General features: G+C 69.4%; 21 protein-coding genes and 2 tRNA genes. 9 read left to right on the top strand and 14 right to left on the bottom strand.

The features are described 5' to 3' along the window. Positions 1-143 precede the first annotated feature (143 nt). A complete protein-coding gene (locus CLV30_RS13440; RefSeq protein WP_106537742.1) occupies positions 144-1,145 on the bottom strand; it encodes a Gfo/Idh/MocA family protein in 1,002 nt (333 codons plus the stop codon). Positions 1,146-1,284: 139 nt separating this feature from the next. On the opposite strand from CLV30_RS13440, the gene CLV30_RS13435 reads away from it, so the two are divergent. Continuing rightward, complete coding sequence (locus CLV30_RS13435; RefSeq protein WP_106537741.1) at positions 1,285-2,325, top strand: LacI family DNA-binding transcriptional regulator; 1,041 nt, start codon at positions 1,285-1,287, stop codon at positions 2,323-2,325. A 144-nt stretch (positions 2,326-2,469) separates the two neighbouring features. On the opposite strand, the gene CLV30_RS13430 is transcribed toward CLV30_RS13435, so the two are convergent. Then, on the bottom strand, positions 2,470-3,480 hold the full coding sequence (locus CLV30_RS13430) for a type IV toxin-antitoxin system AbiEi family antitoxin domain-containing protein (RefSeq protein ID WP_106537740.1): 1,011 nt from the start codon (positions 3,478-3,480) through the stop codon (positions 2,470-2,472). 159 nt (positions 3,481-3,639) lie between these two features. Between CLV30_RS13430 and CLV30_RS13425 the strand changes: the two genes are divergently transcribed. The 3 genes from CLV30_RS13425 to CLV30_RS13415 are packed head-to-tail and all read left to right on the top strand — an operon-like array spanning position 3,640 to position 6,785. After that, positions 3,640-4,791, top strand: coding sequence for a Gfo/Idh/MocA family protein (locus CLV30_RS13425; RefSeq protein WP_106537739.1), 1,152 nt, complete (start codon positions 3,640-3,642; stop codon positions 4,789-4,791). Then, positions 4,788-5,951 (top strand): dihydrodipicolinate synthase family protein, encoded by a 1,164-nt coding sequence (locus tag CLV30_RS13420; protein WP_106537738.1) that lies wholly within the window; start codon positions 4,788-4,790, stop codon positions 5,949-5,951. The genes CLV30_RS13425 and CLV30_RS13420 overlap by 4 nt, the downstream gene beginning before the upstream one ends. A 3-nt stretch (positions 5,952-5,954) precedes the next feature. Then, entirely contained in the window at positions 5,955-6,785 is an 831-nt protein-coding gene (locus CLV30_RS13415) for a sugar phosphate isomerase/epimerase family protein (RefSeq protein ID WP_106537737.1), read from the top strand. Positions 6,786-7,106: 321 nt separating this feature from the next. On the opposite strand, the gene CLV30_RS13410 is transcribed toward CLV30_RS13415, so the two are convergent. After that, on the bottom strand, positions 7,107-7,643 hold the full coding sequence (locus CLV30_RS13410; RefSeq protein ID WP_106537736.1) for a dihydrofolate reductase family protein: 537 nt from the start codon (positions 7,641-7,643) through the stop codon (positions 7,107-7,109). Positions 7,644-7,724: 81 nt separating this feature from the next. Further along, positions 7,725-8,429 carry a helix-turn-helix domain-containing protein gene (locus CLV30_RS13405; protein WP_106537735.1) on the bottom strand — a complete coding sequence of 235 codons (705 nt, stop codon included), beginning with the start codon at positions 8,427-8,429 and terminating at the stop codon, positions 7,725-7,727. A gap of 163 nt (positions 8,430-8,592) precedes the next feature. Between CLV30_RS13405 and CLV30_RS13400 the strand changes: the two genes are divergently transcribed. After that, positions 8,593-8,668, top strand: a tRNA-Asn gene (locus CLV30_RS13400). A gap of 85 nt (positions 8,669-8,753) precedes the next feature. Here CLV30_RS13400 and CLV30_RS13395 read toward each other — a convergent pair. Then, complete coding sequence (locus CLV30_RS13395) at positions 8,754-9,104, bottom strand: hypothetical protein (RefSeq protein ID WP_106537734.1); 351 nt, start codon at positions 9,102-9,104, stop codon at positions 8,754-8,756. Positions 9,105-9,277: 173 nt separating this feature from the next. Between CLV30_RS13395 and CLV30_RS13390 the strand changes: the two genes are divergently transcribed. The 3 genes from CLV30_RS13390 (at position 9,278) to CLV30_RS13380 (ending at position 13,131) form a co-directional block, all read left to right on the top strand. Further along, a complete protein-coding gene (locus CLV30_RS13390; RefSeq protein WP_106537733.1) occupies positions 9,278-10,156 on the top strand; it encodes a sigma-70 family RNA polymerase sigma factor in 879 nt (292 codons plus the stop codon). 132 nt (positions 10,157-10,288) lie between these two features. Next, positions 10,289-12,556, top strand: a complete 2,268-nt coding sequence (locus tag CLV30_RS13385) for a ligand-binding sensor domain-containing protein (RefSeq protein ID WP_106537732.1) — start codon at positions 10,289-10,291, stop codon at positions 12,554-12,556. A 218-nt stretch (positions 12,557-12,774) separates the two neighbouring features. After that, a complete protein-coding gene (locus CLV30_RS13380; RefSeq protein ID WP_106537871.1) occupies positions 12,775-13,131 on the top strand; it encodes an MGMT family protein in 357 nt (118 codons plus the stop codon). Here CLV30_RS13380 and CLV30_RS13375 read toward each other — a convergent pair. The 3 genes from CLV30_RS13375 to CLV30_RS13365 all read right to left on the bottom strand — a co-directional run bounded on the left by CLV30_RS13375 (position 13,088) and on the right by CLV30_RS13365 (position 15,253). Continuing rightward, positions 13,088-13,747, bottom strand: coding sequence for an ArsR/SmtB family transcription factor (locus tag CLV30_RS13375; RefSeq protein WP_106537731.1), 660 nt, complete (start codon positions 13,745-13,747; stop codon positions 13,088-13,090). The two genes, CLV30_RS13380 and CLV30_RS13375, sit on opposite strands and share 44 nt — an antisense overlap. A gap of 20 nt (positions 13,748-13,767) precedes the next feature. Further along, positions 13,768-14,640 carry a hypothetical protein gene (locus CLV30_RS13370; RefSeq protein WP_106537730.1) on the bottom strand — a complete coding sequence of 291 codons (873 nt, stop codon included), beginning with the start codon at positions 14,638-14,640 and terminating at the stop codon, positions 13,768-13,770. A 70-nt stretch (positions 14,641-14,710) separates the two neighbouring features. Next, positions 14,711-15,253: a hypothetical protein gene (locus CLV30_RS13365; protein WP_129711011.1), complete on the bottom strand. Its 543-nt coding sequence runs from the start codon at positions 15,251-15,253 to the stop codon at positions 14,711-14,713. Positions 15,254-15,536: 283 nt separating this feature from the next. On the opposite strand from CLV30_RS13365, the gene CLV30_RS13360 reads away from it, so the two are divergent. Next, positions 15,537-15,613: transfer RNA gene (locus tag CLV30_RS13360), tRNA-Ile, on the top strand. A 505-nt stretch (positions 15,614-16,118) separates the two neighbouring features. Here the strand turns inward: CLV30_RS13360 and CLV30_RS13355 are convergent. The 6 genes from CLV30_RS13355 to CLV30_RS13330 form a co-directional block, all read right to left on the bottom strand. Continuing rightward, on the bottom strand, positions 16,119-17,384 hold the full coding sequence (locus CLV30_RS13355; protein ID WP_165358626.1) for a polysaccharide pyruvyl transferase family protein: 1,266 nt from the start codon (positions 17,382-17,384) through the stop codon (positions 16,119-16,121). A gap of 28 nt (positions 17,385-17,412) precedes the next feature. Further along, on the bottom strand, positions 17,413-19,656 hold the full coding sequence (locus tag CLV30_RS13350; RefSeq protein ID WP_106537727.1) for an ABC transporter ATP-binding protein: 2,244 nt from the start codon (positions 19,654-19,656) through the stop codon (positions 17,413-17,415). Between the two features lie 16 nt (positions 19,657-19,672). Beyond that, a complete protein-coding gene (locus CLV30_RS13345) occupies positions 19,673-20,824 on the bottom strand; it encodes an ABC transporter permease (RefSeq protein ID WP_106537726.1) in 1,152 nt (383 codons plus the stop codon). A 13-nt stretch (positions 20,825-20,837) separates the two neighbouring features. Beyond that, positions 20,838-21,770: an ABC transporter permease gene (locus CLV30_RS13340; RefSeq protein WP_106537725.1), complete on the bottom strand. Its 933-nt coding sequence runs from the start codon at positions 21,768-21,770 to the stop codon at positions 20,838-20,840. An 85-nt stretch (positions 21,771-21,855) separates the two neighbouring features. Further along, entirely contained in the window at positions 21,856-23,811 is a 1,956-nt protein-coding gene (locus tag CLV30_RS13335; RefSeq protein ID WP_106537724.1) for an ABC transporter substrate-binding protein, read from the bottom strand. A gap of 93 nt (positions 23,812-23,904) precedes the next feature. Next, positions 23,905-24,936: a LacI family DNA-binding transcriptional regulator gene (locus CLV30_RS13330; RefSeq protein WP_165358625.1), complete on the bottom strand. Its 1,032-nt coding sequence runs from the start codon at positions 24,934-24,936 to the stop codon at positions 23,905-23,907. Between the last annotated feature and the right edge of the window lie 428 nt (positions 24,937-25,364).

Genomic DNA, 25,364 nt, shown 5'->3' with positions numbered 1-25,364 from the left:
GTGTCCGTTGCCGGCGTCCCCGCCCGCGGCTCGTACCTCGCCGATGCCCGACCGAACCCTGGCCGCCGACAACGGACACCACACCTCGCCTGCTCGGTTCGGCGTCAGGGCTGCGGTCGCCCGGCCGGTGCTTTCATGCCCGTTCATCTGTGGCGGACCTCGTCGATTCTCACGGGGCGGTGCTGGGCGCGCGACAACGTGGCGGCCTCGGCGACGTAGCTGGTCTCGAGTGCGTCGGCGACGGTGCACGCGCTCTCGCGCTCGCCGCGCGCCAGCTCGACGAACGCGTTGATCTCGGCCTGGTAAGCGGGCCGGAACCTGCTCCAGAACTCGCGGAACGGATTCCCGGACGGGAACGCCACGTCCGGTTCGGCGGAGATCAGGGCCGCATGCTCGTCCAGGCCGACGACGTGGGTGCCGGCGGTACCGGCCAGCTCCATGCGGACGTCGTAGCCGCCGCCGTTGTACCGCGACCCCTGCACGGTCGCGAGCGTGCCGTCGTCGAGGGTCAGCACCGCGGCGGACTCGTCGACGTCGCCGTTGTCGCCGAACACGGCCGCGCCGCGGTTGGCGCCGGTGGCGTAGACGTCGACGACCTCGCGGCCGGTGACCCAGCGCAGCACGTCGAAGTCGTGCACGTGACAGTCGCGGAAGATCCCGCCGGACGTCGGCACGTACGACGGGGGCGGTGGCTCGGCGTCGGCGGTGATGACGTGAGCGCGCCGCAACTCGCCGAGGGCGCCGGCGGCCAGCGCCTGGCGCGCGGCGGTGTAGCCGGCATCGAAGCGTCGCTGAAAGCCGATCTGGTGCGGGATGTCCGCCTTGGTAACCTCGTCCAGGACGTCGAGTGTCCCCGCGATGTCCGGAGCGACCGGCTTCTCGCAGAACACCGGCAGTCCGGCCCGCGCGGCCGCCGTGAGCAACTCGGCGTGCGCCGACGTCGCCGCCGCCACGACCACGGCGTCGACGCCGCTGAAGGCGTCGGCCGTACGGTCCAGTGCGGTCACCCCGAGGTCGTCGGCCACCACGCGCGCCCGCGCCGGGTCCGCGTCGGCGATGCGCACCTCCGAGACCGCCGGATGGTCGCGCACCACCTGGGCGTGCGCCGCACCGATCCGGCCCACGCCGACGAAACCCACCCGCATCTCGAATCCTCCTGGTGCCGACGCTCGTTAGTTTTGTCCTGACATACTAACGTCTTGTCGACAGGATCAGTCCAGAGACGCTGTGAAGAGTTATCGTGGAACACGCATTCCAGCGTGCCGATGCGGCGACAGGAGGCCCATGACGGACCAACACCGTGGGTCGGTCACGCTCATGGACGTCGCGGCCCGTGCCGGCGTCTCGCTCGCCACCGCCTCACGCGCACTGAACGGCAGCAACCGCCGCGTGGGCGATGCGTTGCGCCAGCGCGTTCTCGACGCCGCGACCAGCCTGAACTACGCACCGAACGCCCAGGCGCAGGCGATGGCCCGCGGCAAGACGAACGTGGTCGGCCTGGTCGTCCACGACATCGCCGACCCGTACTTCTCCTCCATCGCCGCCGGCGTCATGGAGGCGGCCGAGGGCCACGAGGTGCTGGTCACGCTCGCCAGCACGCTCCGGCGGCCGGAACGCGAGATCGACTACGTCGTGGCGCTGCGCGGCCAGCGCAGCCGCGCGGTGATCCTCGCCGGCAGCCGGATCGACGACGACGACGCGGCCGAGGCGCTGCGCCGTGAGGTCGAGAACTTCGAGGACTCCGGCGGCACCGTCGTGGCCATCACCCAGAAGCAACTGCCGGTCGACACCGTCGTCATCGAGAACCGCGCCGGCGCCCGCGACCTCGCCGGCGCGCTGGTCGAGCTCGGCTACCGGCGTTTCGCCGTCCTGGCGGCCTCTGACGCGCTGCTGACCGCCCGCGACCGGATGCACGGCTTCCGCGAGGGACTGCGCAGCCACGGCGTCGAGCTCGGCAGCGACGACGTGGTGTACGGCCCGTTCACCCGGGACGGCGGCTACGAGGCGATGCGCGGCCTGCTGTCTCGCGCCGACGAGCTCGACTGCGTGTTTGCCGTGAACGACGTCATGGCCGTCGGCGCCATGGCGGCATGCCGCGAGCACGGCGTCCGGGTGCCCGACGACCTCGGCCTGGCCGGCTTCGACGACATCAGCACGCTGCGCGACGTCAATCCCGCGCTGACCACGGTGCGACTGCCCCTCGAGACCGTCGGCGCCACCGCCTTCGACCTCGTCCTCACCTCCGACTCGCGCGAACGCATCCGCACCCGCCGGATCAAGGGCGAGGTCGTGCTGCGGCAGAGCACCCGCACACTGAACCCCTGAGCAGTTACGCCGTCACCCGCACTCCCGTCGTCGACGGGCCGGCGCTTCCCCCGGGCTTCCTGGTCCCCAGTAACGTCCTGGTCTCCAGTCACGCCGAGAGCCCGTAAACGGCCCGAAAGCGTGACATGGGACCACGACGTGACGTCAGACCAGGAGCCGTTCCCGTGGTTGCGGATCTCGCCACCACGGGAACGGCTCCGCGCGCACGGGATTCGCGGCCACGGCATGGGCGAACCGGTCCGCCAGCTGCCCGCGCTGATGCTGCGCAAGCCGCCAGTCGTACCGGACGACGTCGAGCCCCGCCTCTCGTAGCCGCCATTCGCGCTCGCGCTGATCCGCCACGACACGTCCGGCGTCCGGCCGATTGTCGTACTTCAGCGCGCCGTCGCCTTCGACGACCAGCCACCGGTCCGGCAGCAGGTGGTCGACGCGATACCGCGCTCCACCGACGTCGACCCACACGTTCGACAACGGCACCGGAAGGCCGCGCTCGATGAACGTCAGCCGGCCCAGGGTCTCGAGTGGACTTTCGGCATAAGGGTCGGCGTGTTCGCTCACCCATGCCGCGGCGGCCCTGCCGGGCCAGCCGGCCTCCATGTCGAGGACGGCGCTCAACGCCTTCTTCGTCATCCGCGTGGTCAACGCGGCATCGGCCATGACCAGCGCGTCGGCACGCGGCGCCTTCCGGGCCACGTCGACGACCGTGCGCGGAAGGACGGTCGTCGGACAACCACGGACGATGGCCTCGTGCCGCCGCGGCAACGCGGCCGCGCGGACCATGCCGTAGCGGCTGTTGACAGCTGCTCCCGAGCCTTCCGGCACGAACACCGACGGCAACTCGGGCGGCCCGCCGATGACCGGCAGCCGCCACACGGCCGCCGCCGACCATCCACCCACGACGGCACGTGGCCCACACGCCAGGACAAATGCTCGCGAGCGCAACTCGAACGCCCGCCACTCGTCAGCGGCCGCGTAGGCGGCGGCGTCGGCGTACACTCCACGGGCCAGCCGGACGAGCCGTCCGCTGCCGGCCAGACGCGACATCCGACTACGCGTGACACCGAGCCGCTCGGCCTCGGCCGTTCCGAGCACCCCGTGCCCTCGGCGGAGCAAGTCGGCCACATCTGCCGGCAGCGGCGGATCTTCGAAGCGCATCCGATCATCGTCCACGGCTGACTCCGGACCGAGAGGCCGTCAGCGCGATCTGTGGACAACGAGCTGCCTTGGCGCCACAGTGCGTTGGCTTGCATGCGCGCGGCGGCTACCTCTACGGTGTTGGCAAGCGCTTTCCAAGCTCGTGGCAACGGAGGGTCCATGGCAACCAAGTCGCTCGGCGTCGTGTTGAACGGTGTGACCGGCCGGATGGGATACCGTCAGCATCTCGTCCGGTCGATCCTCGCGATCCGCGAGCAGGGTGGGGTCGAGCTCCGCGACGGCACGCGAGTCCACCTCACGCCACTGCTGGTGGGACGGAACGAGGAGAAGCTGCGCGACATCGCGGCCCAGCACGACATCGAACGGTGGACCACCGACCTCGACACCGCGCTCGGCGACTCGGGCCAGCAGGTCTATTTCGACGCCCAGCTCACCTCCGTCCGCGAGAAGTCGATCGTCAAGGCGATCGACGCCGGCCTGCACGTCTACACCGAGAAGCCGGTCTCCGAGACCCTCGACGGCGCGCTCGACCTGGCGCGGCGGGCCAGGGACGCGGGCGTGAAGAACGGGGTCGTGCACGACAAGCTGTTCCTGCCCGGCCTCGTGAAGCTGCGCAGGCTGATCGACAGCGGGTTCTTCGGCCGCATCCTCTCGGTCCGCGGCGAGTTCGGCTACTGGGTGTTCGAGGGCGACTGGCAGAGCGCGCAGCGGCCCAGCTGGAACTACCGGGCCGAGGACGGCGGCGGCATCGTCGTCGACATGTTCTGCCACTGGGACTACGTCCTGCACAACCTGTTCGGCCGCGTCGGCGCGGTGACGTCGCGGGCCGTGACCCACCTACCGCACCGGTGGGACGAGAACGGCGAACTCTACGAAGCCACCGCCGACGACGCCGCCTACGCCATCTTCGAGCTCGACGGTGACGTCGTCGCACAGTTCAACTCCTCATGGACGGTCCGCGTCCACCGGGACGAGCTGCTCGAGCTGCAGGTCGACGGCACGCTCGGCAGCGCCGTCGCCGGCCTGCACCGGTGCGTCGTCCAGCCGCGCGCCGCGACGCCGCGCCCCACCTGGAACCCGGATCTGCCGGACACGACCCCGTACCGGCAGCAGTGGCAGGACGTCCCCGACAACGTGGGCGCGGAGAACGGGTTCAAGGCGCAGTGGGAACAGTTCGTCCGGCACGTCGTGGACGACGAACCGCATCCCTACGACTTCCTGGCCGGCGCACGCGGCGTGCGGCTGGCCCAGGCAGGGCTGCAGTCATCGGCCGAGGCCAGGAGGATCGAGCTCCCGGAGCTGACACTATGAGCATCACGACCGTACGACTCCCCGCCGCCGACGGCACGCTGCACGAGCGCGAGCTGTCCGCACCGCCAGCGTGGCCGCGCCCGGCGTCGCCGATCCGTTCCCGGGTCGCCTACGCCGCCGCGCACGTGGCCGCGGACCCGCTGGGCGACAACGTCCCGGGCGCGCCGGCCGTCGTGGACTGGGAACACACGCTCGCGTTCCGGCGGCACCTGTGGTCGTACGGACTCGGCGTGGCCGAGGCCATGGACACCGCGCAACGCGGCATGGGTCTCGACTGGACCGCCACCCAGGAGCTCATCCGCCGCAGCGGCGCGGAGGCCCGAGCGGTCGGCGGTCTCGTCGCGGCCGGCGCCGGCACCGACCACCTCGACGAACGGGCCAGCACGCTCGACGACGTCGCCGCCGGCTACGAGGAGCAGATGAGCGTCGTCCAGGACGCCGGCGCTCGGATGATCATGATGGCCAGTCGTCGGCTGGCGGCCCTCGCCCAGGGACCCGAGGACTTCCGGAAGGTCTACGACCGCGTCCTCCCCCAGGCCGACGCCCCCGTCATCCTGCACTGGCTGGGACCGATGTTCGACCCGGCGCTGGGCGGCTACTGGGGGTCCGACGACCCCGGCCGCGCCGCCGACCACGTGCTCGCGCTGCTGCACGACCACGCGTCCCGTGTCGACGGCATCAAGGTGTCCATGCTGGACGCGGAGCTCGAACGGGACGTGCGTTCGCGGCTGCCGGACGGGGTCCGGCTGTACACCGGCGACGACTTCAACTATCCCGAGCTGATCCGTGGCGACGGCGAACACGCCAGCGATGCGCTGCTGGGCGTCTTCGCGGCCATCGCCCCGGCGGCGTCGGCCGCGCTGCAGGCCCTGGACCGCGACGACACGGACGCGTTCGACCGGGCGTTCGCGCCGACCGTGCCGCTCGCCCGGCACGTCTTCGAGGCGCCGACGTTCCACTACAAGGCCGGCATCGCCTTCCTCGCCTGGCTCTCCGGACTGCAGCCCGGCTTCGTCCTGGTCGGCGGCATGCACAGCGCCCGCAGCCTGCCGCACCTGGTCCGCGCGTTCGAGCTGGCCGACGACGCCGGGCTGTTGCCCGACCCGGAGCTGGCGGCGCAGCGGATGACCGTACTGCTCCGGACCTACGGGATCGAGTGAGCCGTGCCGCACCGTCTGTCGCTGAACCAGAAGACCACCAACAGCTGGCCGGCCGCCCAGGCCGTCGACGGTTGCGCCCGCGCCGGGATCGAGTCGATCGGGCTGTGGCGTGAACCGGTGCACGAGGCGGGTGTGGCGGCGACGGCACGGCGCGTCGCCGACGCCGGGTTACGGGTGTCGTCGCTGTGCCGGGGCGGATTCCTGACTGCGCTGCCCGGTCCCGAGCGCGACGCGGCCGTCGACGACAACCGCCGGGCGATCGACGAGGCGGCCGAGCTTTCCGCGGGCTGCCTCGTCATGGTCGTCGGCGGTCTTCCCGACGGCTCACGCGACCTCGCCGGTGCGCGGCAGCGGGTGGCCGACGGCATCGCCGAGCTCGTGCCGTACGCGGCCTCGCGCGGGGTCCGCCTGGCCCTCGAGCCGATGCACCCGCTGTTCTGCGCCGACCGCGGCGTGCTGTCCACGCTCGACCAGGCGCTGGAGATGGCCGCGCCGTTCGCGCCCGAGACGGTCGGCGTCGTCGTCGACACCTTCCACGTCTGGTGGGATCCACGGGTCGACGACGCCATCGCCCGGTCGGCCGGGCGGATCGCGAGCTTCCAGGTCTGCGACTGGATCACCCCGTTCCCGAGTGACGCGCTGCTGTCGCGCGGCATGATGGGCGACGGGCACATCGACTTCCGGCACCTGCGCCGGCGGGTCGAGGCGGCCGGCTACGACGGCGACATCGAGGTCGAGATCTTCAACGCCGAGCTCTGGAACACCGACCCGGACGAGGTTCTCGCCCTGATGCGCAAACGCTACACCGACCACGTCCTCGAGCCTCGAAAATGATCACGTCGACCGTGGAATTCCCTGCTGTACGACCCCTGCAGGCATGGTGACGCGGCAGTACGCCTGATGGTGTACCCCAGCGCGCCGGCTGTGCGATCGGCTGCGCGGCCATCGACCGCCATTCGCGACATTCCGGCACGCATCTCGTCCCTACCACCCCGTCGAAGAGGCCGCGCCCGAGCACTGTGGAGTTACTGCACAAGCGATGTGGATTCACCGGCGCGCCAGCCCCAGCAAACCCACAGTGCTACCGCAGTAACCCCACACCGCTTCGGTAATGCGACAGCACGCATCGCGGGCGTCGGCGTCGTTGATGGCGCGTCACGAGGCCGGGACGTAGGTCAGGTTGAGCACCCCGGTCGAGAGAGTGCTGCTGCCGGTCAGGGCGAGCTTGTGCGTGGACGTGTCCTCGAACAGGCGCTGCCCGCCACCCACGACGATCGGATGCACCAGCAGGCGTAGCTCGTCAAGCAGGCCGTTGTCCAGCAACCACCGCACCGTGGTGGCGCTGCCGGACATGGTGATGTCGCCGTCGACGCCTTCCTTGAACCTGCGGAGCGCGTCGACGTCGCCGGGCAGCACCGTCGTGTTGTTCCACGTCGGATCCGTCAGCGAGCCGGAGATCACGTACTTCGGCATGGTGTTGAAATGGGTCGCGATCGGCTCGTCGGTGCTTTCCGGCCAGTACGCGGCCCATTCGTCGTAGAGCGTGCGCCCCATCAGCAGCGCCTTGCTGGTGTCGATGCCGGCGGTGACCACCTCCCCCATCTCGTCGTTGAAGTACGGGAAGTGCCACTGGTCCGGCGACTCGACGACACCGTCGAGCGAGATGAAGAAGTTCGAAATGATCTTTCCCACGATCGTCTGTCCTCCTGTGTGCTGTCCCTGCGGATCGTCGCGACGCGCCGCGTCACGTCTACCGTCAGGTTACGGACGGGGTCAGGTGTCGGTCTTGTACAGAAGCGACAGCGGCTCGGCACCGTCGGCCCGCCGCAGCTGCGTCGCCGTGCGGCCGACGAAGCGCGCCAGCGACCTGGCCAGGTGCGGCTGGTCGTAATAGCCGAGCCGGTGCACGACGTCCAGTGGGGTGACGCCCTCGCCGAGCAGGATCGCGGCCTGCCGGGCACGCTCGATCTGCCGGATCGCGCCCTGGGTCAGGCCCGTCGCCGCGGCGACCCGCCGCTGCACCGAGCGCGCACCGACCCGCGGGATCTCGCCCTCGACGGCTCCGGCCACCAGCGGATCGCGCACGAGCACCCCTTCGCGGGCGAGCCGCGCGACGAACTGCTCGGCGTTCTCGAAGCTCGGCATGGGCCACTCCTCGCCGCGGAGCACGAAACCGCTCGCGGTCGCGTGCGGAGAGTCGACCTGCGTGTCGACGAGGCGCGACACCGGCAGGTGCGGCATCGATGTGCCGTGGGCGAAGCTGATCCCGAACGACTCCGAATCGTCGGGCACCTCGGCCACGCTCGCCGCCGTCTCGGGACCACGGACGCCGGCGTGCACCAGGCCACGGTGCGTCCACACGACGAACTCCCAGTTCGTGGTCGCCACCGAGGTCATGCGTTCGACACCGGAGCTGTGGCTGCGCCACACCCGGGCGATGTACGGCGACTCCGACCGCCGGTCCTCGATGTCCAGCATCAGCCCGCCTCCTCGCCGTATCTGAGGTCAGTTTGGCACGGCGGGAAGGCCGGCGCCGCAGGCTTTTCGCGGCCTCGCGTCCGCCGAACCGATTGGGCCGACGGTGCCTCGGGCTGGTAAGCTACAGCGGCGGTTGGTCGTTCAGACGACGGGCCGTCGCCGATCCCGCATAGCTCAATCGGCAGAGCATCTGACTGTTAATCAGAGGGTTACTGGTTCGAGTCCAGTTGCGGGAGCCACCGTCTCACCAGCACAGACACAAGGGGCAACCAATCGTCGGTTGCCCCTTGGTCGTGCCGCTCCCGTAGTCCATGGGATCGTTAGTCACCTGAGTTCAGGCCAGGTAGTCGTGTGCGCCGCGCTCCAGGTCCATGCGGTCCATCGAGTGCCGTCGTGATACCGAAGCTCCGCCCAGCCGTACGGATCCGGGTACCACGTGCCGACCGGCTCTTCCGGCGATGACGCCCCGCTAGCCGCATGGCGGTTGGAGAAGGCGTCGGCAACGCCGACGATGGTGGTGAGAAGACCCAGACTCCCCGCAGCACCGGCCACGGCCTCAGCGGCGGCTGATGCCTCGTCGTCGCCGGATCGCGATTCGAGGCCCAGGTACGCGCCGGTGGCGACCAGGCCCACCATGAACAGCCACCAGCCCCAGTTGTTCTCGAGCGCGCGCATCTGCCTCTCCTAGATCGATGTCGTCACTGTCTCGGGACGCCGTACGGTCGCGCAACGGAATTGACGCCCGCCCGAAGGCCGGAACCGTCCGACGGGACCTACCCAGGCGGTGACCGGGGATGTCAACATGACGTGGCCGTGGCCAAAGCGGTACATCGTCGAGGGGGCGCGGGGTGGACGAGAGCACGCGGCTCGCGCAGCGGTTCGAAGAGCATCGGCCCCATCTGCGTTCGGTGGCCTATCGCATGCTCGGCTCGCTCAGCGAGGCCGACGACGCCGTTCAGGACGCCTGGTTGCGGGTCGCCCGTGCGGACACCGACACCGTGGAGAACCTCAAGGGGTGGTTGACCACGGTGGTGTCGCGGGTGAGCCTGAACATGCTGCGCACGCGGGCGGCACGGCGTGAGCAGCCGCTCGACCCGCCGGCTGCCGACCTGGACGTCGGTGACGGGGACGGCGGCCAGCCCGAGCAGGAGGCGCTGCTGGCCGACTCGGTGGGACTCGCCCTGCTGGTGGTGCTCGACAGGCTGACTCCGGACGAGCGACTGGCGTTCGTGTTGCACGACATGTTCGCGATGCCGTTCGACGAGGTCGGCCCGATGGTCGAACGGTCACCGGCAGCGGCACGGCAGCTCGCCAGCCGTGCGCGTCGCAAGGTCAGGGGGGCGCCCGTCCCCGACACGGACCTGACCCGGCAGCGCCGCGTCGTCGACGCCTACCTGGCCGCCGTCCGCAGCGGAGACTTGGCGGCGCTCGTCGAGCTGCTGGACGCCGACGTGGTGCTGCGGGCCGACGCGCACGCCGTCCCGAGCGGCAAGGCGACAGTAATCCGCGGAGCGCACACGGTGGCCAAGGGCGCGCTCGCGTCCGCGGGACGGGCCGAGTTCACTCGGACGGCCCTGGTGGACGGCGCTGTGGGCCTGGTGATGGCGCCGCGGGGACGGCTCGGCATCGTGCTCCGGTTCGTGCTCGCCGACGACAGGATCGTCGAGATCGACGTGGTCGCCGACCCGGACCGGCTTCGCCGCGCTGACCTCGGCGTCCTCGACTGACGGTCACTGCGGCACTTGCGGCCCCGGCCGAATGACGCCATCACGGACTCTTGACGTGAACTACATCAAGATAGAACACTCAGTACTTCATTTCGGCCCGGACCTAAATAACCGAGCAGAAAGGGATCTGGCATGGCGAAACCGGCGCATGGCCTGTTCTCCCTCACCGCTGCGGCCGCGTTGGCCGTAGCGACCATGGGAGCCGCACCACCGGTCACCGCACAGTCCAGTACCGACGGCCCGGTCACCGATCTCGGTGAACCGGTGCAAAAGACCCAGGTGCTGAGTTCCGCGACCGGCGAGAGCCCAGACGGTGTACCGCTCGGCTACTACGTCGTCTCCGGCAACCCGACGACGAACGCGGAGTTCACCGTGATGAACCTCCGCACCGAAGAACTCGTGCTGCAGACCCGCGTCCCGCACGGGCACAGCAGCCAGCGCACCATGGGCAAGTCCCCCGTCGACGGCACCATCTACTTCGCCACGTCCGACGAACCGCACCTGTACAGCTACACGCCCGGCGACACCGACGTGAACTACATCGGCCCCGGCCCGGAGGGTCAGCGGGTCTGGTCGATGGATGTCGGGCACGACGGCACGGTCTGGTTCGGCACGTACCCGGGCGGGCGGCTGTACTCGCTCGACCCGGACACCGGCGAGATGACCGATCACGGCCAGGCGGCCGAGGGCGAGCAGTACATCAAGTCGATCGAGCCGGCCGGCGACACCGTCTACGTCGGCACCCAGGCGAACGCCAAGCTCCTGGAGTACGACCGCAGCGGCGGCCAGTTCACCGAGATCACGATGCCGGAGGGGCACTCGGCGAGCAACATCAACGCCCTGAACCTGCGGAAGAACCTGCTCTTCGTCGGCACCGACGAGACGTACGTGCGCGACGTCCAGACCGGCGAATGGGTCGACAGCATGCCCCGCGGCGGTTCCCGCGTGTCCCCGATCGCCCCGAACGACCCCGACGCCGTCTACCTGCGCGTCGCCGGTGAGGTCACCCGGTACGACCTGAGCACGGGTGAGAAGACCGGCACCGGCTGGGCGCCGAACGCGACAGCGGAGTCCTGGGGATGGATCGACCGGGACGGCACCGGTCCGTGGCTGGCGCTGACCTACTGGCGCCAGGGCCGCACGTACACCAAGAACTTCGCCACCGGGGAAGGCACCTACCAGGTGCCCGACCTGCTCGGGGCCGGAGCTCCGATCATCAGCCTCGGCACCGGCCCGCAGGGCAACATCTACACCGGCGCCTACCTCAGCCCGCCGGGCATGGGCCGCTACAACCCGGACAAGGACGGCTTCGAGCTGCTCAGGGGCACCAGCCAGGTCGAAGGGTACGGCACCTTCGGCGACGAGCTCGTCTTCGGGCGATACCCACAGGGCGCCCTGTACCACTACGACCCGTCGCAGCCCTGGGACAAGGGCACGAACCCGGAGGCGCGGCTGCCGATCGGCGACGAGCAGAGCAGGCCGCAGGCGTTCGTCGACATCAGCGACACCGTTCCCGGCACCGTCGCGGTCGCCTCGGTTCCGGACGGTGGTCGGCACGGGGGCGCCATCACCCTCTGGCAGCCCGACGAGGGCACGCTCGAGGTGTTCCGGCACGTCGTCGAGAACCAGACGCCGGTCTCGCTCGTGCAGAAGGACGGCATCCTCTACGGCGGCACCTCGATCGAGGGCGGGTACGGCATCGACCCGGTCACCGAGAACGGCCGCCTCTTCGGCTGGGACCCGACCACCGGCGAGACGCTCTGGGAGCTCGCCCCCGTACCGGGTGAGCCGACGGTGTCCGGCCTGGCCCTGGACGGCGACGGCGACCTGTGGGGCATCGCCGGCAGCTCCACCGTGTTCGAGTTCGATCTCGAGACGCGCGAGACCATCCGCACCATCGAGATCGACGCCGATGCGGGGGCCGACCGTTACGGCGACGACCATCGCCTGCTGTTCGACAACGGGCGGTTGTTCGGGTCCACGGCCAACCGGCTGTTCGTGCTCGACCAGGTCACCGGCGAGGTGACGACGCTGCACGGCGGCGACGTCGAACAACCGGCCGACCGCGTTCACGAGCTGGCGCGCGACCGCAACGGCGACCTGTACTTCGTCGGCGCCGCCACCCGGCTGATGCGCTACGACCTGCCGGACGACACCACCGCGCCGGAGGTCTCGGCCGACGTCCGTGCTGGCGACTCGGGGGCACGCGCCGCCGTCGTGAAACTGAGCGCCGACGACGCGGCCGACGGTGAGCCGACGATCCACGTCCGCGTGGACGGCGGTGAGTGGTCGGAGTACGACCGCCCGGTCGTGCTGCGCCAGGGCCAGACGCTCGAGTACCGCGCGATCGACGACGCGTGGAACTCGACGCCGGTCCGGACGTACACCTTCACCGACTAGGGCCGGACCACCGATCGGTCACTGACCCCGACACCACGCGGTTGGGTGCTCGCTTCGTGGCCTGATGTGACGTCGTGGTCTCGTGTCACGCTGAACGCCCGTGTGTGGCTGGAAAGTGTGACATGAGGCCACGACGTCACTGAGGGCCACGAACCCACCTACGGGCCGCTTCCCATGATGATCATGGAACAGGTGGACGCGGGTGAGAACATGTGCGCGTGGTCGACGAGGAGTACGTGGAGGCGGTGCTCAGCCTGGTCGAGCGGATCCCGTCCGGCCGGGCGATGTCGTACGGCGCCATCGCCGACGTGGTCGGCGAAGAGCTCGACCGTGGTGGGCCGCGCCAGGTCGGCGCGGTGATGTCGGCCGTGGGCGCAGCGGTTCCGTGGTGGCGGGTGGTGACGTCGAACGGGCGGCTGCCACCGGGAAACGAGGTGCGCGCACAGCGCGAGCTGGCCGCCGAGGTGACGCCGATGACGGCCGACGGCGCCCGCGTCGACATGCGCCGCGCGGCTTGGCACCCGGACGAAGTCAGCCCGCGACGAGCTCGCGACCGGAACGCGCCCACGCGGTGAGCCCGCCGTCGAGGGTGTGCGCGGCGAGGCCGTGCGCCTTGAGCAGGCGGACCGCGTCCGGCGACACCACGCAGTAGGGGCCGTCGCAGTAGGCGACGATCTCGGCTCCGCGCGGCAGCTCGTCCAGACGGTCGCGCAGCTCGTCCATCGGCACCGACACCGCGCCGGGCAGATGTCCTGCGGCGTACTCCCCCGCCGACCGGACGTCGAGCACCACCACATCGGAACCGTTCAGGCGCCGGTCCAGCTCGTCGGCGGACACCGGCTCCAGAACGGCGGGATCACCGAGGTGGTCGGCGACCGCGTCACGCAGATCCGACAGCCGCTCGGCGGCGAAGCTCTGGAACCGGCCGAGGAACGCCGACACCTCCGGCGCCGCCAGCCGGTACAGCACACGCGTGCCGTCCTTGCGACTGGTCACCATGTTGGCCGCGCGCAGCTGCTGCAGTTGCGCCGACGTGTTCTTCAGCGCGATCCCCGCCTCGTTCGACAGCTCCTCGACGGTGCGCTCCCGCTGGTCCAGCAGGTCGAGCAGGCGCAGCCGCGCCGGGTTGGCCAATGCCTTGCCGACACGTGCCAGCTGCGCATAGATCGGTTCTTCGACGAACTCGCCCATCGGCTCCTCGATCCTCGTCGTCAGCCCTGCCCCGGCTGCGGGTCCAGGACCGCCTCGTCCCGCAGGAAGCTGATGTAGCGCTCGGCGCAGTGTTGAACGGTCGCGTCGCCGCCGCTGCTCACGACCGAATGCCACCACCCACCGTAGATCCGGTCGAACCGGTACGGCCGCACCGCCGCCGCGATGCCGCGCACGGCGCGTTCGGGCAGCGGCAGATGGTTCGGCGCGCTCCACAGGAACGACACCCGGTCAGCGCCCGGCGTCACGTAGATCGTGTCGCCGGTCAGCAGCACCCCGCGGCCGTCAGCCCCGTCGGTCCAGTGCAGCGCCGCGCTGCCCGGGAAGTGCCCGCCGCACTGGATGAGCGTGACGCCGGGGACGACCTCGAGCGAGCCGGACCACGTCCGCACCGGGCGTTCCCGGCGGAACAGCCACGCGAGGTCCGCCTCGGGCAGCGCGATCTCCGCGTCGAACTCGGCGCTCCAGTCGACGATCGCGCCGTACATGTGCGGATGGCTCGACGTGACGGCACCCAGCCCGCCGGCGGCACGCACGGCGTCGATCGCGTTGCGGTCCAGCACCGGCGGCGGGTCCCACAGGACGTTCCCGGCTGCCGTGGACACCAGCACGCCGCGCTGGCCGACTCCGATCGGCGGCTCGAGCCCGATGCCGGTGAGCCCGGGCTCGATCTCGCGGATCTCGGTGTGGAACCCGTCGGCGGCGGCCTTCTCCGGCGTCGTCCAGCGCTGGCCCGCCGGCGGAATCCACTGCCGCTCGTCGGCGCAGATCAGGCAGACGTCCGGTGGCTGCGGGGCGGCGGGTACGTGACCGCCGCAGGTGACGCAGATCCACACCGGGTCGCCGGTCGACGTGGCGTCGTGGTCAGCGTTCATGACCGCCCCTCACTTCAGCTCCTATTGTTCTAACGAACATTAGAACATACGGCGGAAGTCCGCACCAGGCTCACTGCACGACGAAGGTGACGCCGTCCTCAACCCGCGGTTCGAACGGCACCGGATACGAGTACGTGGCGACGACGGTGACGGTGTGCTCCCCTGCCGCCAGCTCACCGAGCTCGATCGTCGCATCCGCCGAGGTCACGATCGACGGGGACTCCCGCAGCCACACCTGATCGTCGGGAGGGACCTCGTCCACGAAAGCGTGCAGATGACCCTCGTCCTCGCGCGTGTCCCCGCCCAGATCCACCAGCGAGAATCCCGACACCTCGACCTCGACGACCACCGGGGACGACACCGTCGAACCGTCGTCCGGCGCCACCACCTCCAGCGTCCGGTCCGGCGCCGGCGTCCCGCTCGGTGGCGGCTGCGGCGTCCGATCCGGCGGCACCGACGGGCTGCCCGGCTGCGGCGACGTACGGGTGGAATCGGGCGTGCTCGACGGTGCCGGCGGGCTCGGCGCGGCCCCGTCGTCCTCGTCCGACGTTCCCGTGCAGGCGGCAAGGAAGAGACCGGCCGCGCACGCGACCCAAACCCGTCGTTTCGTCACGCTCGCCTCCAGCCGCGGGAGCAGGCGGGCGCCCATTGCGCCCGCCATCACGCTACGCCCCTGGCGAGCGTGTCCAGGGGTTCGCCGCCACCAACTTCACCGACGACATCTCACGCATCGGCCCGGAACTCGACGACGACGAACGGCTCATCGGCACCAGCTGGTACGGTTTGCCGGCCCGCGCTCGGAGCGGCCGCCCGGAGACGGACACGAGCCCGGAACCGGGTAAGGTACCCCGGTGGCCGGACGAGGTTCGGCCGGAACCCGATACGCGACAACGATCGGGGCGGTAGCTCAGCCGGTTAGAGCAGAGGACTCATAATCCTTGGGTCGCGGGTTCGAGTCCCGCCCGCCCCACCAGCAAGGACAGTCATTCCGGAAGACCGGATCCTCCGCCCGTGGCATGACACGTGGCACGGACGGCGGCACGGTTCATCCTGTGGCACGCAGCGGAGCGCGGTAGCGAGGCAACGTCGAGGAGTTGCGCCGAGAGCTTGCAGGGTGGCGTGAGCTCTCGGCGGCCGAGCAGCACACGACCCGGACGATGTTGCTGGACCTCGGGGCACTTGCCCGCGACCGGGGCGCGGTCCTGACGCTGGCCGCCGGGGGACGCGGACCAGCCAGCCGTTCATGGCCCTTGAGGTGATCGCCGCCGACGGGGACCTCAAGCCTGTCGTCCCCGGTCGCTACGCCTTCCAAACGCTGTGCCGCAGCGCCGCCCACCCAGCAACGGATCGGACACCGGCGGCGCTGCGTCGTCGGTGTCCGATCCACCGCGTCCGGCCCCACGCGACGGCGCGGCTGATGCTCGAACTTCGCCGGCAGCCCGATCACCTGGGTGCGGACTCTCGCCCCGCCCGTGTACTCAGGTGAGCGCCGGCGCACGGCTCACGGCGACCGCCACCTCCCGCAGCAGGGCATCCGCGTTCTCGGCCAGCGCGACCGCACGACGGGACGCCGCGTCCCAGTCTCGATAGGCGGCGATCGCGAGCTGCCCCGCACGCGGCGCGTCCTCGATCTCGACCACCATGTCCGGGTCGCCGAGATCCGCGTACATCCTGCCCTTCGTCGTCTCGGTGGGCAGGCGCACGTAGAACGTCGGGGTCCCCTGCGCGGCAGCGATGATCGGGGAATGACAGTCCATGCTCACCACGACCGCAGCGCGCGCGTAGACGCCGGACATCTCCTCGAGCGGCCAGTAGCGGTCCAGGACGTGCACGCGATCACGGACGTCCTCCGGGAGGCGCTCGGGTAGATGCCCCAGCGCGAGCTCGTGCACGTAACTCATCTCCGGCACGACCGCCGCGGGTGTGCCGGTGGTTCGCACCCAGTCGGTCACGATGCCCGCGAACGCGTCCAGGTCCTCGCTACACGTCACCTGGTTCAGGGCCGCACGGCGCTGCTGCTCGCGCGTGGGGTGCCGGCGCTTCATCTGCGGATACGGCGCGTACCGCACGCGCGGGACGAAGCAGCCGAACTGCCGTTCGGTGAGCCCGAACCGCTGCAGGAACGCCTCGGCCGCGTCGTCGTCGCGGTGCGTGAACTCGAAGGTCGCATCCGGGCCGAACTCCAGCCGCACGCCCTGCAGCTTCTGGCCGCGCAGGTACTTCAGGCTCAGCGAGTCGCGAGCGTAGAAGAACTCCGCACCCTCGAGGCGTTCGCGCAGCTCGTCGTCCATGTAGTCCTCGAGCAGCAGGTCGATCATCTTGTCGATCTCGGCGAGCGTCGCCAACGTGGGCGGGCAGACCGGATCGGCCGTGACGCCGAAGTAGCCGTACGGCTTGCCGGTGTGCGCGCGCCAGCCGTCGATCTCCTTCCCCAGCATCGGCGACGCGCCAGGGCCGTGCACGAACACGTCCGCGCGCTCCCACGCGGCGAGGACGTCAGAGTCGGTGGGCAGGCCGCTGTCGGAGACCTCCCCGTCGACGATCTCCACGTCGGGGTGGATCTCGGCGATCAGCTGCCGCTCCCGTGTGCCGAGATCCAGCGGCCACAGGATCACCTCGGCCCCGCCGTGCTTCTGGAGTGCCCGGATCGCTCCCGGCACATGAGCGACATCGCCCAGGTTGTCCACCTGCCACGCCGTGCGGAGAAGCACGGTACGGCCTGGACTCGGGTCCTGGATCGTCATGTCAGTTTCGTCCTCTCGGGTTGGTGCATCATTGGCGGCCCTGCAACTGGATCTCCTCGGCGCGCAGACACGCGACCGAGTGACTCGCCTCATCCCGGAGCACCGGCGATGCTCCGGCCCGGTCGCACAGTCCTTCGACTGCGAACCGGCAGCGGGTGTGGAAGCGGCACCCAGGCGGCGGGTCGGTCGGATCCGGCAGGTCGTCTGGCAGGCGGATGCGCTTACCTGTGCCGCGTTGGCGCGGATCGGGCTGCGGCACCGCCGACAGCAGCGCCTCCGAGTACGGGTGCCGCGGCTGTTCGAACAACGAGTCCGTGTCGGCCCGCTCGACCACCCGCCCCAGGTACATCACGGCGACGCGATCGCACACGTGCTCGACCACGGACAGGTCGTGCGAGATGAACAGGTAGGTGAGCCGGAACTCCTCCTGCAGGTCCTTCAGCAGGTTCAGGATCTGCGCACGCACGGACACGTCGAGGGCGGACACCGCCTCGTCGGCGACGACCACGCTGGGGCGGGTGATGAGCGCCCGCGCGATGTTGACGCGCTGACGCTGCCCGCCCGAGAACGCGTGCGGGTATCGCCACATGTACTCCGGCCGCAGGCCGACCCTCGCGAGCATCTCGGCGACCTGGTCCTGGGTGGTGCTGTCGTTCACCTTCGTGCCGGCGACCGGTCCGTTGCGCGCGCCGGCCCGCCGGAGCGGCTCGCCGATCAGCTGCAGCAGAGTCTTGCGCGGGTTCAGCGAGGTGAAGGGGTCCTGGAAGATCATTCGCACGTCGCTGCGGTACGGCCGCAACGCGCGGCCGCCAAGTGCCGCAAGATCGACCTCGCCGTCCGAGCCGGGCGGGCGGTAGGTGATCGATCCCCGTGTGGGCTCCAGCGCGCGGACGATGCTGCGACCGAGCGTGGTCTTGCCGCAGCCGGACTCGCCGACGAGCCCGAGCGTCTCACCGGGGTAGATGTCGAGATCGACGCTGCTGACGGCGCCTACGTGCCCGACGGTGCGGTTCCAGAAGCCCTTCCGGATCGGGAACTCGACCGACAGGTCCCGCACGCGCAGCATCGGCTGCTTGCCAGCCAGGTCGGGCGCGGGCACGGCGGCGACGTCGACCGCATCGTCCGCGCCGGTGGCCCGGGCCTCCTGGACGGGCGGGACGGGCAGCAACGGCAACGGCCGGCCGGGCCCCGAGCTCTCCGGGTCGTGCAGGTGGCAGGGTGCGATCCGGCCGTCGCCGAGATCGATCACCGGGGGCTCTTCGGCATCGCAGGTCCCCGCCATCGCGTGCGGACAGCGCGGGTGGAACGAGCACCCGGCCGGACGGTCGGCGGGGTGCGGCACCGTCCCGCTGATCGCGCGCAGACGGCCCGGCTTCTGGCCGTCATGGTCCAGGCTCGGAATCGACTCCAGCAGGGCCTGCGTGTAGGGGTGCTGCGGGTTCTCGAACAGCTCGTCCACCCCGGCTTTCTCGACGACCTTGCCGAGGTACATCACCGACACGTCGGCCGCGATCTCCGCCACCACCCCGAGGTCGTGCGTGATGAACAGCATCGACATCCCGGTCTCCTCCTGCAGCCCGAGGAGGAGGTCGAGGATGCGTGCCTGGGTGGTGACGTCGAGCGCAGTGGTCGGCTCGTCGGCGATCAGCAGCGCGGGTTCACAGGACAGCGCCAGTGCGATCATCACGCGCTGGCACATGCCGCCCGACAACTGGAACGGATACGCGTCGAAGCGCCGCTCCGGTTGCGGTATGCCCACCCGCTTGAGCTCATGGATGGCCCGGTCCTTCGCATCGGCCTCGTTGAGATCCGTGTGCAGGAGGATCGTCTCCACCAGGTGCGATCCGACCGTGTACATCGGCGACAGCGACGCCATCGGCTCCTGGAAGACCATGCCGATCTCGCCGCCGCGCACGCGGCGCAGCTGCTCACCGTCCTCGTCCAGCGTCGTCAGGTCGACGGCCTCGACGGCCGGGTCCGGCTGCCACATGATGCGCCCGTCGGCGATCTTCCCCGGCAGGTCGATCAGCTGCAGGATCGATCGCGCCGTCACCGACTTGCCGCAGCCCGACTCACCGACCACGCACGTGGTCTGGCCACGGTAGGCGGTGAGATCGACGCCGTCGACGGCTCTCACGACGCCCTCGTCCGTCTTGTAGTGCGTCTTGAGTCCGTCGATGGTCAGCACGGCCTCGCCACTGTCGCCCGGCGCACGCGCAGCACCACTGTTCTGGGAGACGGAGGCCTCCTCCGCTCGGGTCATGGCGGTCATTGCGGGTGCTCCCTTGTCAGTGCTTGTACGGGTCGGCCGCATCGCGCAGACCGTCGCCGAGGAAGTTCAGCGCGAGGATCGCGACCACGACGGCGACCCCCGGCAGCAGCAGCCACGGCGCCGTCGAGATGACGCGGATGTTCTGGGCCTCCTGCAACAGCACACCCCACGACACGGTCGGTGGCTGCAGCCCGAGACCGAGGAACGACAGCGCCGTCTCGGCGAGGATCATCGTCGGGATCGACAGGGTCAGCGTCGCGATCAGGTGGCTGGTGAACGACGGCAGGACGTGGCCGAAGATGATTCGGGGCTCGCCCGTGCCGTCGAGGCGGGCGGACGTCACGAAGTCCTCCTCGCGCAGCGACATGAACCGGCCGCGTACGTCTCTCGCCAGGCCCGTCCACGCCACCAGCGACAGCACGACGGTGATCGCGAAGTATCTCTCGACGCTACCCCAATCTCGGGGGATCGCCGCCGCCAGCCCCAGCCACAGGGGCAGTGTGGGCAGCGACATGAACAGCTCGACGGCACGCTGGACGATCGTGTCGGTCCTGCCGCCGAAGTACCCCGAGATGCCTCCGAGCAGGATGCCGAGAACGAATCCCATCGCGACACCGACGAGGCCGACCGACATCGATATCCGCGTGCCGTGGATGATGCGCGAGAACTGATCGCGCCCCATCTGGTCCGCTCCGAGCAGGTACATCGGGGTGTCGCTGTCGACCGGGCCGATCAAATGACGGTCCCACGGAATCAGGCCGAACAGTTCGTACTCTTCTCCTTTCACGAAGAACCCCACCGGCACCTTGTTGTCCGGGTCCGTCGTGAACTCCTGTGCGAGCGTCTCGGGGTCGCGCTCCATCGTGTAGCCGTTGACGTGCAGGCCCCAGTCCCAGTCGTCCCCGGACGTGTCCACGATCTGCAGCCGCTGCGGCGGTGCATACGTGTACTCGTCGTTGAGGTGGCTGGTGCTGTACGGGGCGAGGAACTCCCCGAACACCGCCACGACGTACACCAGGATCGTGACGATCAGGCCCGCCATGGCGAGCTTGTGGTTGCGGAAGCGCCGCCACACCAGGCGCCAGCGCGAGGCGACGGCGTACTTCTCCGCGGCCTGGTCGTCCGGCTCACTGTCGGGCCCGATGGTCGAGGCGTTGTTTCGGAACATCTGTCTCGCTCCCTCAGTTGATCCGGATCCGCGGATCGAGCCACGCCAGCGCAAGGTCCGACAGCAGCGTTCCGACAACGGTGAGCACGGCGGCGATCAGGATGATCGATCCCGCCAGGTACATGTCCTGACCGCGTAGCGCCTCCAGCAGCAGCGGGCCGGTGGTGTGGAGGTTCATCACGCTGGAGACGATGACCTCACCGGAGATCAACCCGGGAAGCAGCCACCCGATGGACGAGACGAACGGATTCATGGCCACACGTACGGGGTATTTGATGAGGCGTTTGCGCTGCGGGATGCCGCGCGCCCTGGCCGCGACCACGTACGGCTTCTTCAGCTCGTCGAGAAGGTTCGCGCGCATGACGCGGATGAGGCCCGCAGTGCCGGCCGTGCCGAGCACGACGACGGCGACCACGAACATCGCGGGCGACATGCCGCCCACGCTCATCCCCATGCTGGCGGCGGCCCACATCAACAACAGCGCGAGCAGGAAGTTCGGCGTCGCGACGCCGAGGAACCCGATGGTGGTGAAGAAGTAGTCGCCGACCGAGTACTGTTTCACGGCCGAGTAGATGCCGATCGGCAACGCCATCGCCCACGTGAACACGACGGTGATGAGCGAGATCGCGATCGTCAGCGGCAGCCGGTCGGCGACCAGCGACGACACCTCGCGGCCCCACTCGAACGAATGGCCGAAGTCCAGCTCGAAGATGATGCCCGAGATCCACTGCCAGTACTGCACCCAGATCGGCTGATCCAGTCCGTACCGCCCACGCAGGTACTCGATCTGCGCCTGATCGACGCCCTCGCCGCTCTCCTCCATCTCCACGATCACCGTGGTCAGGTAGTCACCGGGCGGGAGCTGGATGATCACGAACACCAGCATCGAGATCAGGAACAGCGTCGGGATCATGTACAGGATGCGCCGGATCAGGAACTGCACCATCGGGTTCTCTCACCCATCTCTACGTTCGGCCGTCGCACGGGCGGCGCCGATCGCGTCGGCACCGCCCGTGACCGCGACTCGCGGATCAGTCCTCGAAGAAGTACTGCGACAGGTTGGTCGGTGCGGGATCGGCGAACCGGAACGCGGTCGGGAAGGCCTCCGGCACGTTCTTGAGGCTGTTGGCGACGGTGCCGTAGCTGAGCGGGATCCGTAACGTGCCGATCGTGTAGAACTCGTCCTTGGCGATCTGCAGGATCTCGCGGAAGAGCTCCTCGCGCCGCGCCTGGTCGGGCTCCGACTCCATCTGCCAGAACAGCTCCATCTGGCGCAGCGGCGCCTGGGGCGGAGTCTCGCCTTCCGCGCCACGACTGATGAAGTACTCCGCCCACTCGACGGCCCACGCGACCAACGCCGTGCGCGAAGGCAGGTAGTACAGCGGCGCGAGCACCTCGTCGCGGAACCCGCCGGTACCGTTCCATACACCGGCGTCGTGCTCGTTCGCCGCGGTGCGCTCCTGGTACAGCGAGCGGTCGATCGGTTCCGGCCGTGTGTCGATGCCCACCGCGTCCCAGTACCCGGAGACGAGCTCCATGGCGTCGACCATGTACGGCGTCGGCGCGGGAGAGGCGATCTCGACGGTGATACGGATGCGCTCGCCGTCGGGGCCGACACGGTAGCCGTCGGAGTCACGCTCGGCGTACCCGGCCTCGTCGAGCATCTGGTTGGCAAGATCCTCGTCGTACTCGGTGTACTGCTGCGCCATCTCCTCGTCGTAGTAGATCGAGTCGGGGTTGGGCGCGGCCTGCCACGCCTCGCCCTGCGCCTGGAATACCGCGTTGTTCATCTCGTCGCGGTTGATCGCGTGTGAGAGCGCGATGCGGAAGTCCTTGTTCTGGAAGATCTCCCGCTTCACCTGGTTCTGGTGGTTGAGGTTGAGCGAGATGACCATCTCGTTCATGAAACTCGTCTGCAGGTCGATGAAATGGTAGTCGCCGTCCTCGCGAGCGTCGGCGAGCACCGGCTTGTTCTCGAGACTGTTGATGTGGCGGGTCACGATGTCGAGCTCGCCCTGGGTCGCCTTGAGCAGCACGACCTCCTCGTCGCTGACCAGCTCGTGGCGGATCTCGTCGAGGTACGGCAGTTGGCTGCCGTCGGGGTCGACCTTCCAGTAGTACGGGTTGCGCTCGGCGAGGATCTCGCTGCCTTCCTCGAGGGTGCGGGTCACGACCCACCCGTTCACGGTCGGCAGTTCGGTGTTGATGCGCCAGTCGGCGCGGTCGACGTAGTAGTCGACCCAGTGCTCGAAGCCGGCCGCCGACGCGTTCGCCTGCGCCTTGTCGTTGTGGGCGGGGTGGAACTGCGACATGTAGTGCTTGGGGTGCCCGACGAGGACCCCCGCGCTGTTGAACGTGGAGAGCTCGTCGAGGAAGCCCGCGTTCGGTGACGGGAACGTGATCCGGACGGTGTACTCGTCGAGCGCCTCGGCCGTCGCGTCGCCATCGGGGTTGGACAGGTGGGCCGACTCCACCGCGCCCGCGAACTCCTCGTTGAACGCGACGTCGTTCGCGGCGAACACGATGTCGGCGGCCGTGAACGGTTTGCCGTCCGACCATCGCATGCCCTCGCGCAGGTGGAACGTGTACGTCGAGGCATCGTCGGACACGTCGACGGACTCGGCGACGTTCGGGATCGTGTCCGACCAGTCCGGCGTCCAGCGCATCAGACCCTCGTAGCCGATCGTCATCTTCGTGTAGGAGAGGTCTTGCTGACCGAGCACGACGGTGTTCAGGCGACCGCCGTAGACGCCGACGCGCTCGACAGGCTCGACCACCAGCGGTTTGGCCGGAAGTCGATCCTCGACCGGGGGCAGTTCGCCCGAGTCGACGAGGTCTGCCAGGCCAGGTGCTTCGGGGCCTTTGTCGCTCCGGCTGGGGCTGTCGCCGTCGGCGCTGCAGCCCACGACTGCGGCGAGGCCGGCGGCGCCGACACCGGCGAGGAACGTCCGCCGGTTCGGTAGGAAGAGCGGGCGGTGATCGGTCATGACATGGCTCCTCTTGACGTGTCGTTGCGTCAACGTAGATGACCGCGTTCCGAGCGTCAATAGGATCCGATGCAACGTTGCGTCAGAAGGCGGTCACAACTCGTCACTCCGAGACGTCAGCTCAGCAGGAGCCGGCGCGGTACTACTACGGGCGATGACTTGCGGCGGCGGGTCCGCGATCACGCCCGGCTCCATGGGAGCACCCGAGAGCAGCGCCGACAGCTCCTCGACCGCCCGAACGCCCAGCGCCCGCATCGGCAACCGGACGGTCGTCAACGACGGCCTGACGACATCGGCGATCTCGACGTCGTGGATCCCGACCACCGAGAGCCGGCGCGGAACGTCGATCCCCGCATCGGCAGCCGCTGCGAGCAAGCCGACCGCCGACATCACGTTCGCGACCACGACCGCGGTGGGCAACACATCGCCTGATCGGAGCTCAGTCAGTCCCCGAACACCGGACTCGGCGCCGAAGCCCGTGAACAAGTGCTCCCGAGGTGACAGCCGCGCGTCGTTCATGGCGGCCACGTATCCCTCGTAACGGGCCGTCGAGGGCTGGCCGGCGGTACCGCCCACGAAGGCGATATCGGTGTGTCCGAACTCGATGAGGTGCTCGGTGGCCAACCGTGCAGCGGCGGAGTCGTCTACCGCCACCCACGGATCTTGCGGGTCGGATTGGCGCTCCAGCAGCACGACGGGGGTGGGTCTTGCGCGCAGGTGAGCGAGCGCCTCCTCGTCGATCAGGCCGTCGTGCCGCAGCAGGATCGCATCTATCGACCCTCGACCAAGCAGCCGCGCGAGAAAGTGGCTGCCGGAACGCATCCAGACGGTGTCGCCCAGCACCACCGCCCAACCCCGCGCCTCGGCCGCCTCGTAGATGCCGTGGAACAGCTCCTTGTAGGCGGGATTCTCCAGCTTCTCGACGACCACCGCGATCGTGCCCGCCTGCTGGCGCCGCAATGCACGTGCAGCATCGTTGGGCACATACCCGACCTCGGCGATGGCCGCCTCGATGCGCGCCCGCGTCTCGTCACTCATCCGAGTGTGTGTAGTGCCGTTGAGCACGGCAGAGACGACCGACACCGAGACGCCGGCACGACGTGCGATTTCTTTCTGGGTCGCCATCGGTGTCATCGTAGCCGCCCCTCAGACGCGCTACAGCGATCAGCTCCCCTGGCGGTCATGAACGCTCGAGAATTGCGGACGACGCGCTATTGACGCTCAGAGTGGCGTACGCCTACGGTGACGCAACGACACGTCAAGGGCCAGGCACGGCGATCCCCGCCGCAGACCGGAAGGACCACCGTTGCCCTCAACCGCTCGTGGCACGGGCCACCGATCCGTGCTTCTCCAGTCTTCACGGGACGACATCACAGGCTCGGACCTGGCCGAGTACGAAGCCGAGCACGAACACACGGGGGACGAACTCAACGGCTGACGCCGTCACGGACACCGAGATGCAAGGAGGCCCTGGCATGCAGCGGAACGTTCCCCGGCGAGCCACTCACGGTCGTGCTCGCGCTATGGCTGCCGCAATGTTTGTGCTGGCCCTC

It is taken from the genome of Haloactinopolyspora alba (assembly GCF_003014555.1).
Taxonomy (GTDB): domain Bacteria; phylum Actinomycetota; class Actinomycetes; order Jiangellales; family Jiangellaceae; genus Haloactinopolyspora; species Haloactinopolyspora alba.
This window is presented reverse-complemented; position numbering and strand designations above follow the sequence as displayed.

What these genes read in the sequence shown, in the direction of transcription:
- CLV30_RS13440 (WP_106537742.1), bottom strand. Translation starts at nt 1,145, where the DNA reads ATGCGGGTGGGTTTCGTCGGCGTGGGCCGGATCGGTGCGGCGCACGCC.
- CLV30_RS13435 (WP_106537741.1), top strand. Translation starts at nt 1,285, where the DNA reads ATGACGGACCAACACCGTGGGTCGGTCACGCTCATGGACGTCGCGGCC.
- CLV30_RS13430 (WP_106537740.1), bottom strand. Translation starts at nt 3,480, where the DNA reads ATGCGCTTCGAAGATCCGCCGCTGCCGGCAGATGTGGCCGACTTGCTC.
- CLV30_RS13425 (WP_106537739.1), top strand. Translation starts at nt 3,640, where the DNA reads ATGGCAACCAAGTCGCTCGGCGTCGTGTTGAACGGTGTGACCGGCCGG.
- CLV30_RS13420 (WP_106537738.1), top strand. Translation starts at nt 4,788, where the DNA reads ATGAGCATCACGACCGTACGACTCCCCGCCGCCGACGGCACGCTGCAC.
- CLV30_RS13405 (WP_106537735.1), bottom strand. Translation starts at nt 8,429, where the DNA reads ATGCTGGACATCGAGGACCGGCGGTCGGAGTCGCCGTACATCGCCCGG.
- CLV30_RS13395 (WP_106537734.1), bottom strand. Translation starts at nt 9,104, where the DNA reads ATGCGCGCGCTCGAGAACAACTGGGGCTGGTGGCTGTTCATGGTGGGC.
- CLV30_RS13385 (WP_106537732.1), top strand. Translation starts at nt 10,289, where the DNA reads ATGGCGAAACCGGCGCATGGCCTGTTCTCCCTCACCGCTGCGGCCGCG.
- CLV30_RS13375 (WP_106537731.1), bottom strand. Translation starts at nt 13,747, where the DNA reads ATGGGCGAGTTCGTCGAAGAACCGATCTATGCGCAGCTGGCACGTGTC.
- CLV30_RS13370 (WP_106537730.1), bottom strand. Translation starts at nt 14,640, where the DNA reads ATGAACGCTGACCACGACGCCACGTCGACCGGCGACCCGGTGTGGATC.
- CLV30_RS13355 (WP_165358626.1), bottom strand. Translation starts at nt 17,384, where the DNA reads ATGACGATCCAGGACCCGAGTCCAGGCCGTACCGTGCTTCTCCGCACG.
- CLV30_RS13350 (WP_106537727.1), bottom strand. Translation starts at nt 19,656, where the DNA reads ATGACCGCCATGACCCGAGCGGAGGAGGCCTCCGTCTCCCAGAACAGT.
- CLV30_RS13345 (WP_106537726.1), bottom strand. Translation starts at nt 20,824, where the DNA reads ATGTTCCGAAACAACGCCTCGACCATCGGGCCCGACAGTGAGCCGGAC.
- CLV30_RS13340 (WP_106537725.1), bottom strand. Translation starts at nt 21,770, where the DNA reads ATGGTGCAGTTCCTGATCCGGCGCATCCTGTACATGATCCCGACGCTG.
- CLV30_RS13335 (WP_106537724.1), bottom strand. Translation starts at nt 23,811, where the DNA reads ATGACCGATCACCGCCCGCTCTTCCTACCGAACCGGCGGACGTTCCTC.
- CLV30_RS13330 (WP_165358625.1), bottom strand. Translation starts at nt 24,936, where the DNA reads ATGGCGACCCAGAAAGAAATCGCACGTCGTGCCGGCGTCTCGGTGTCG.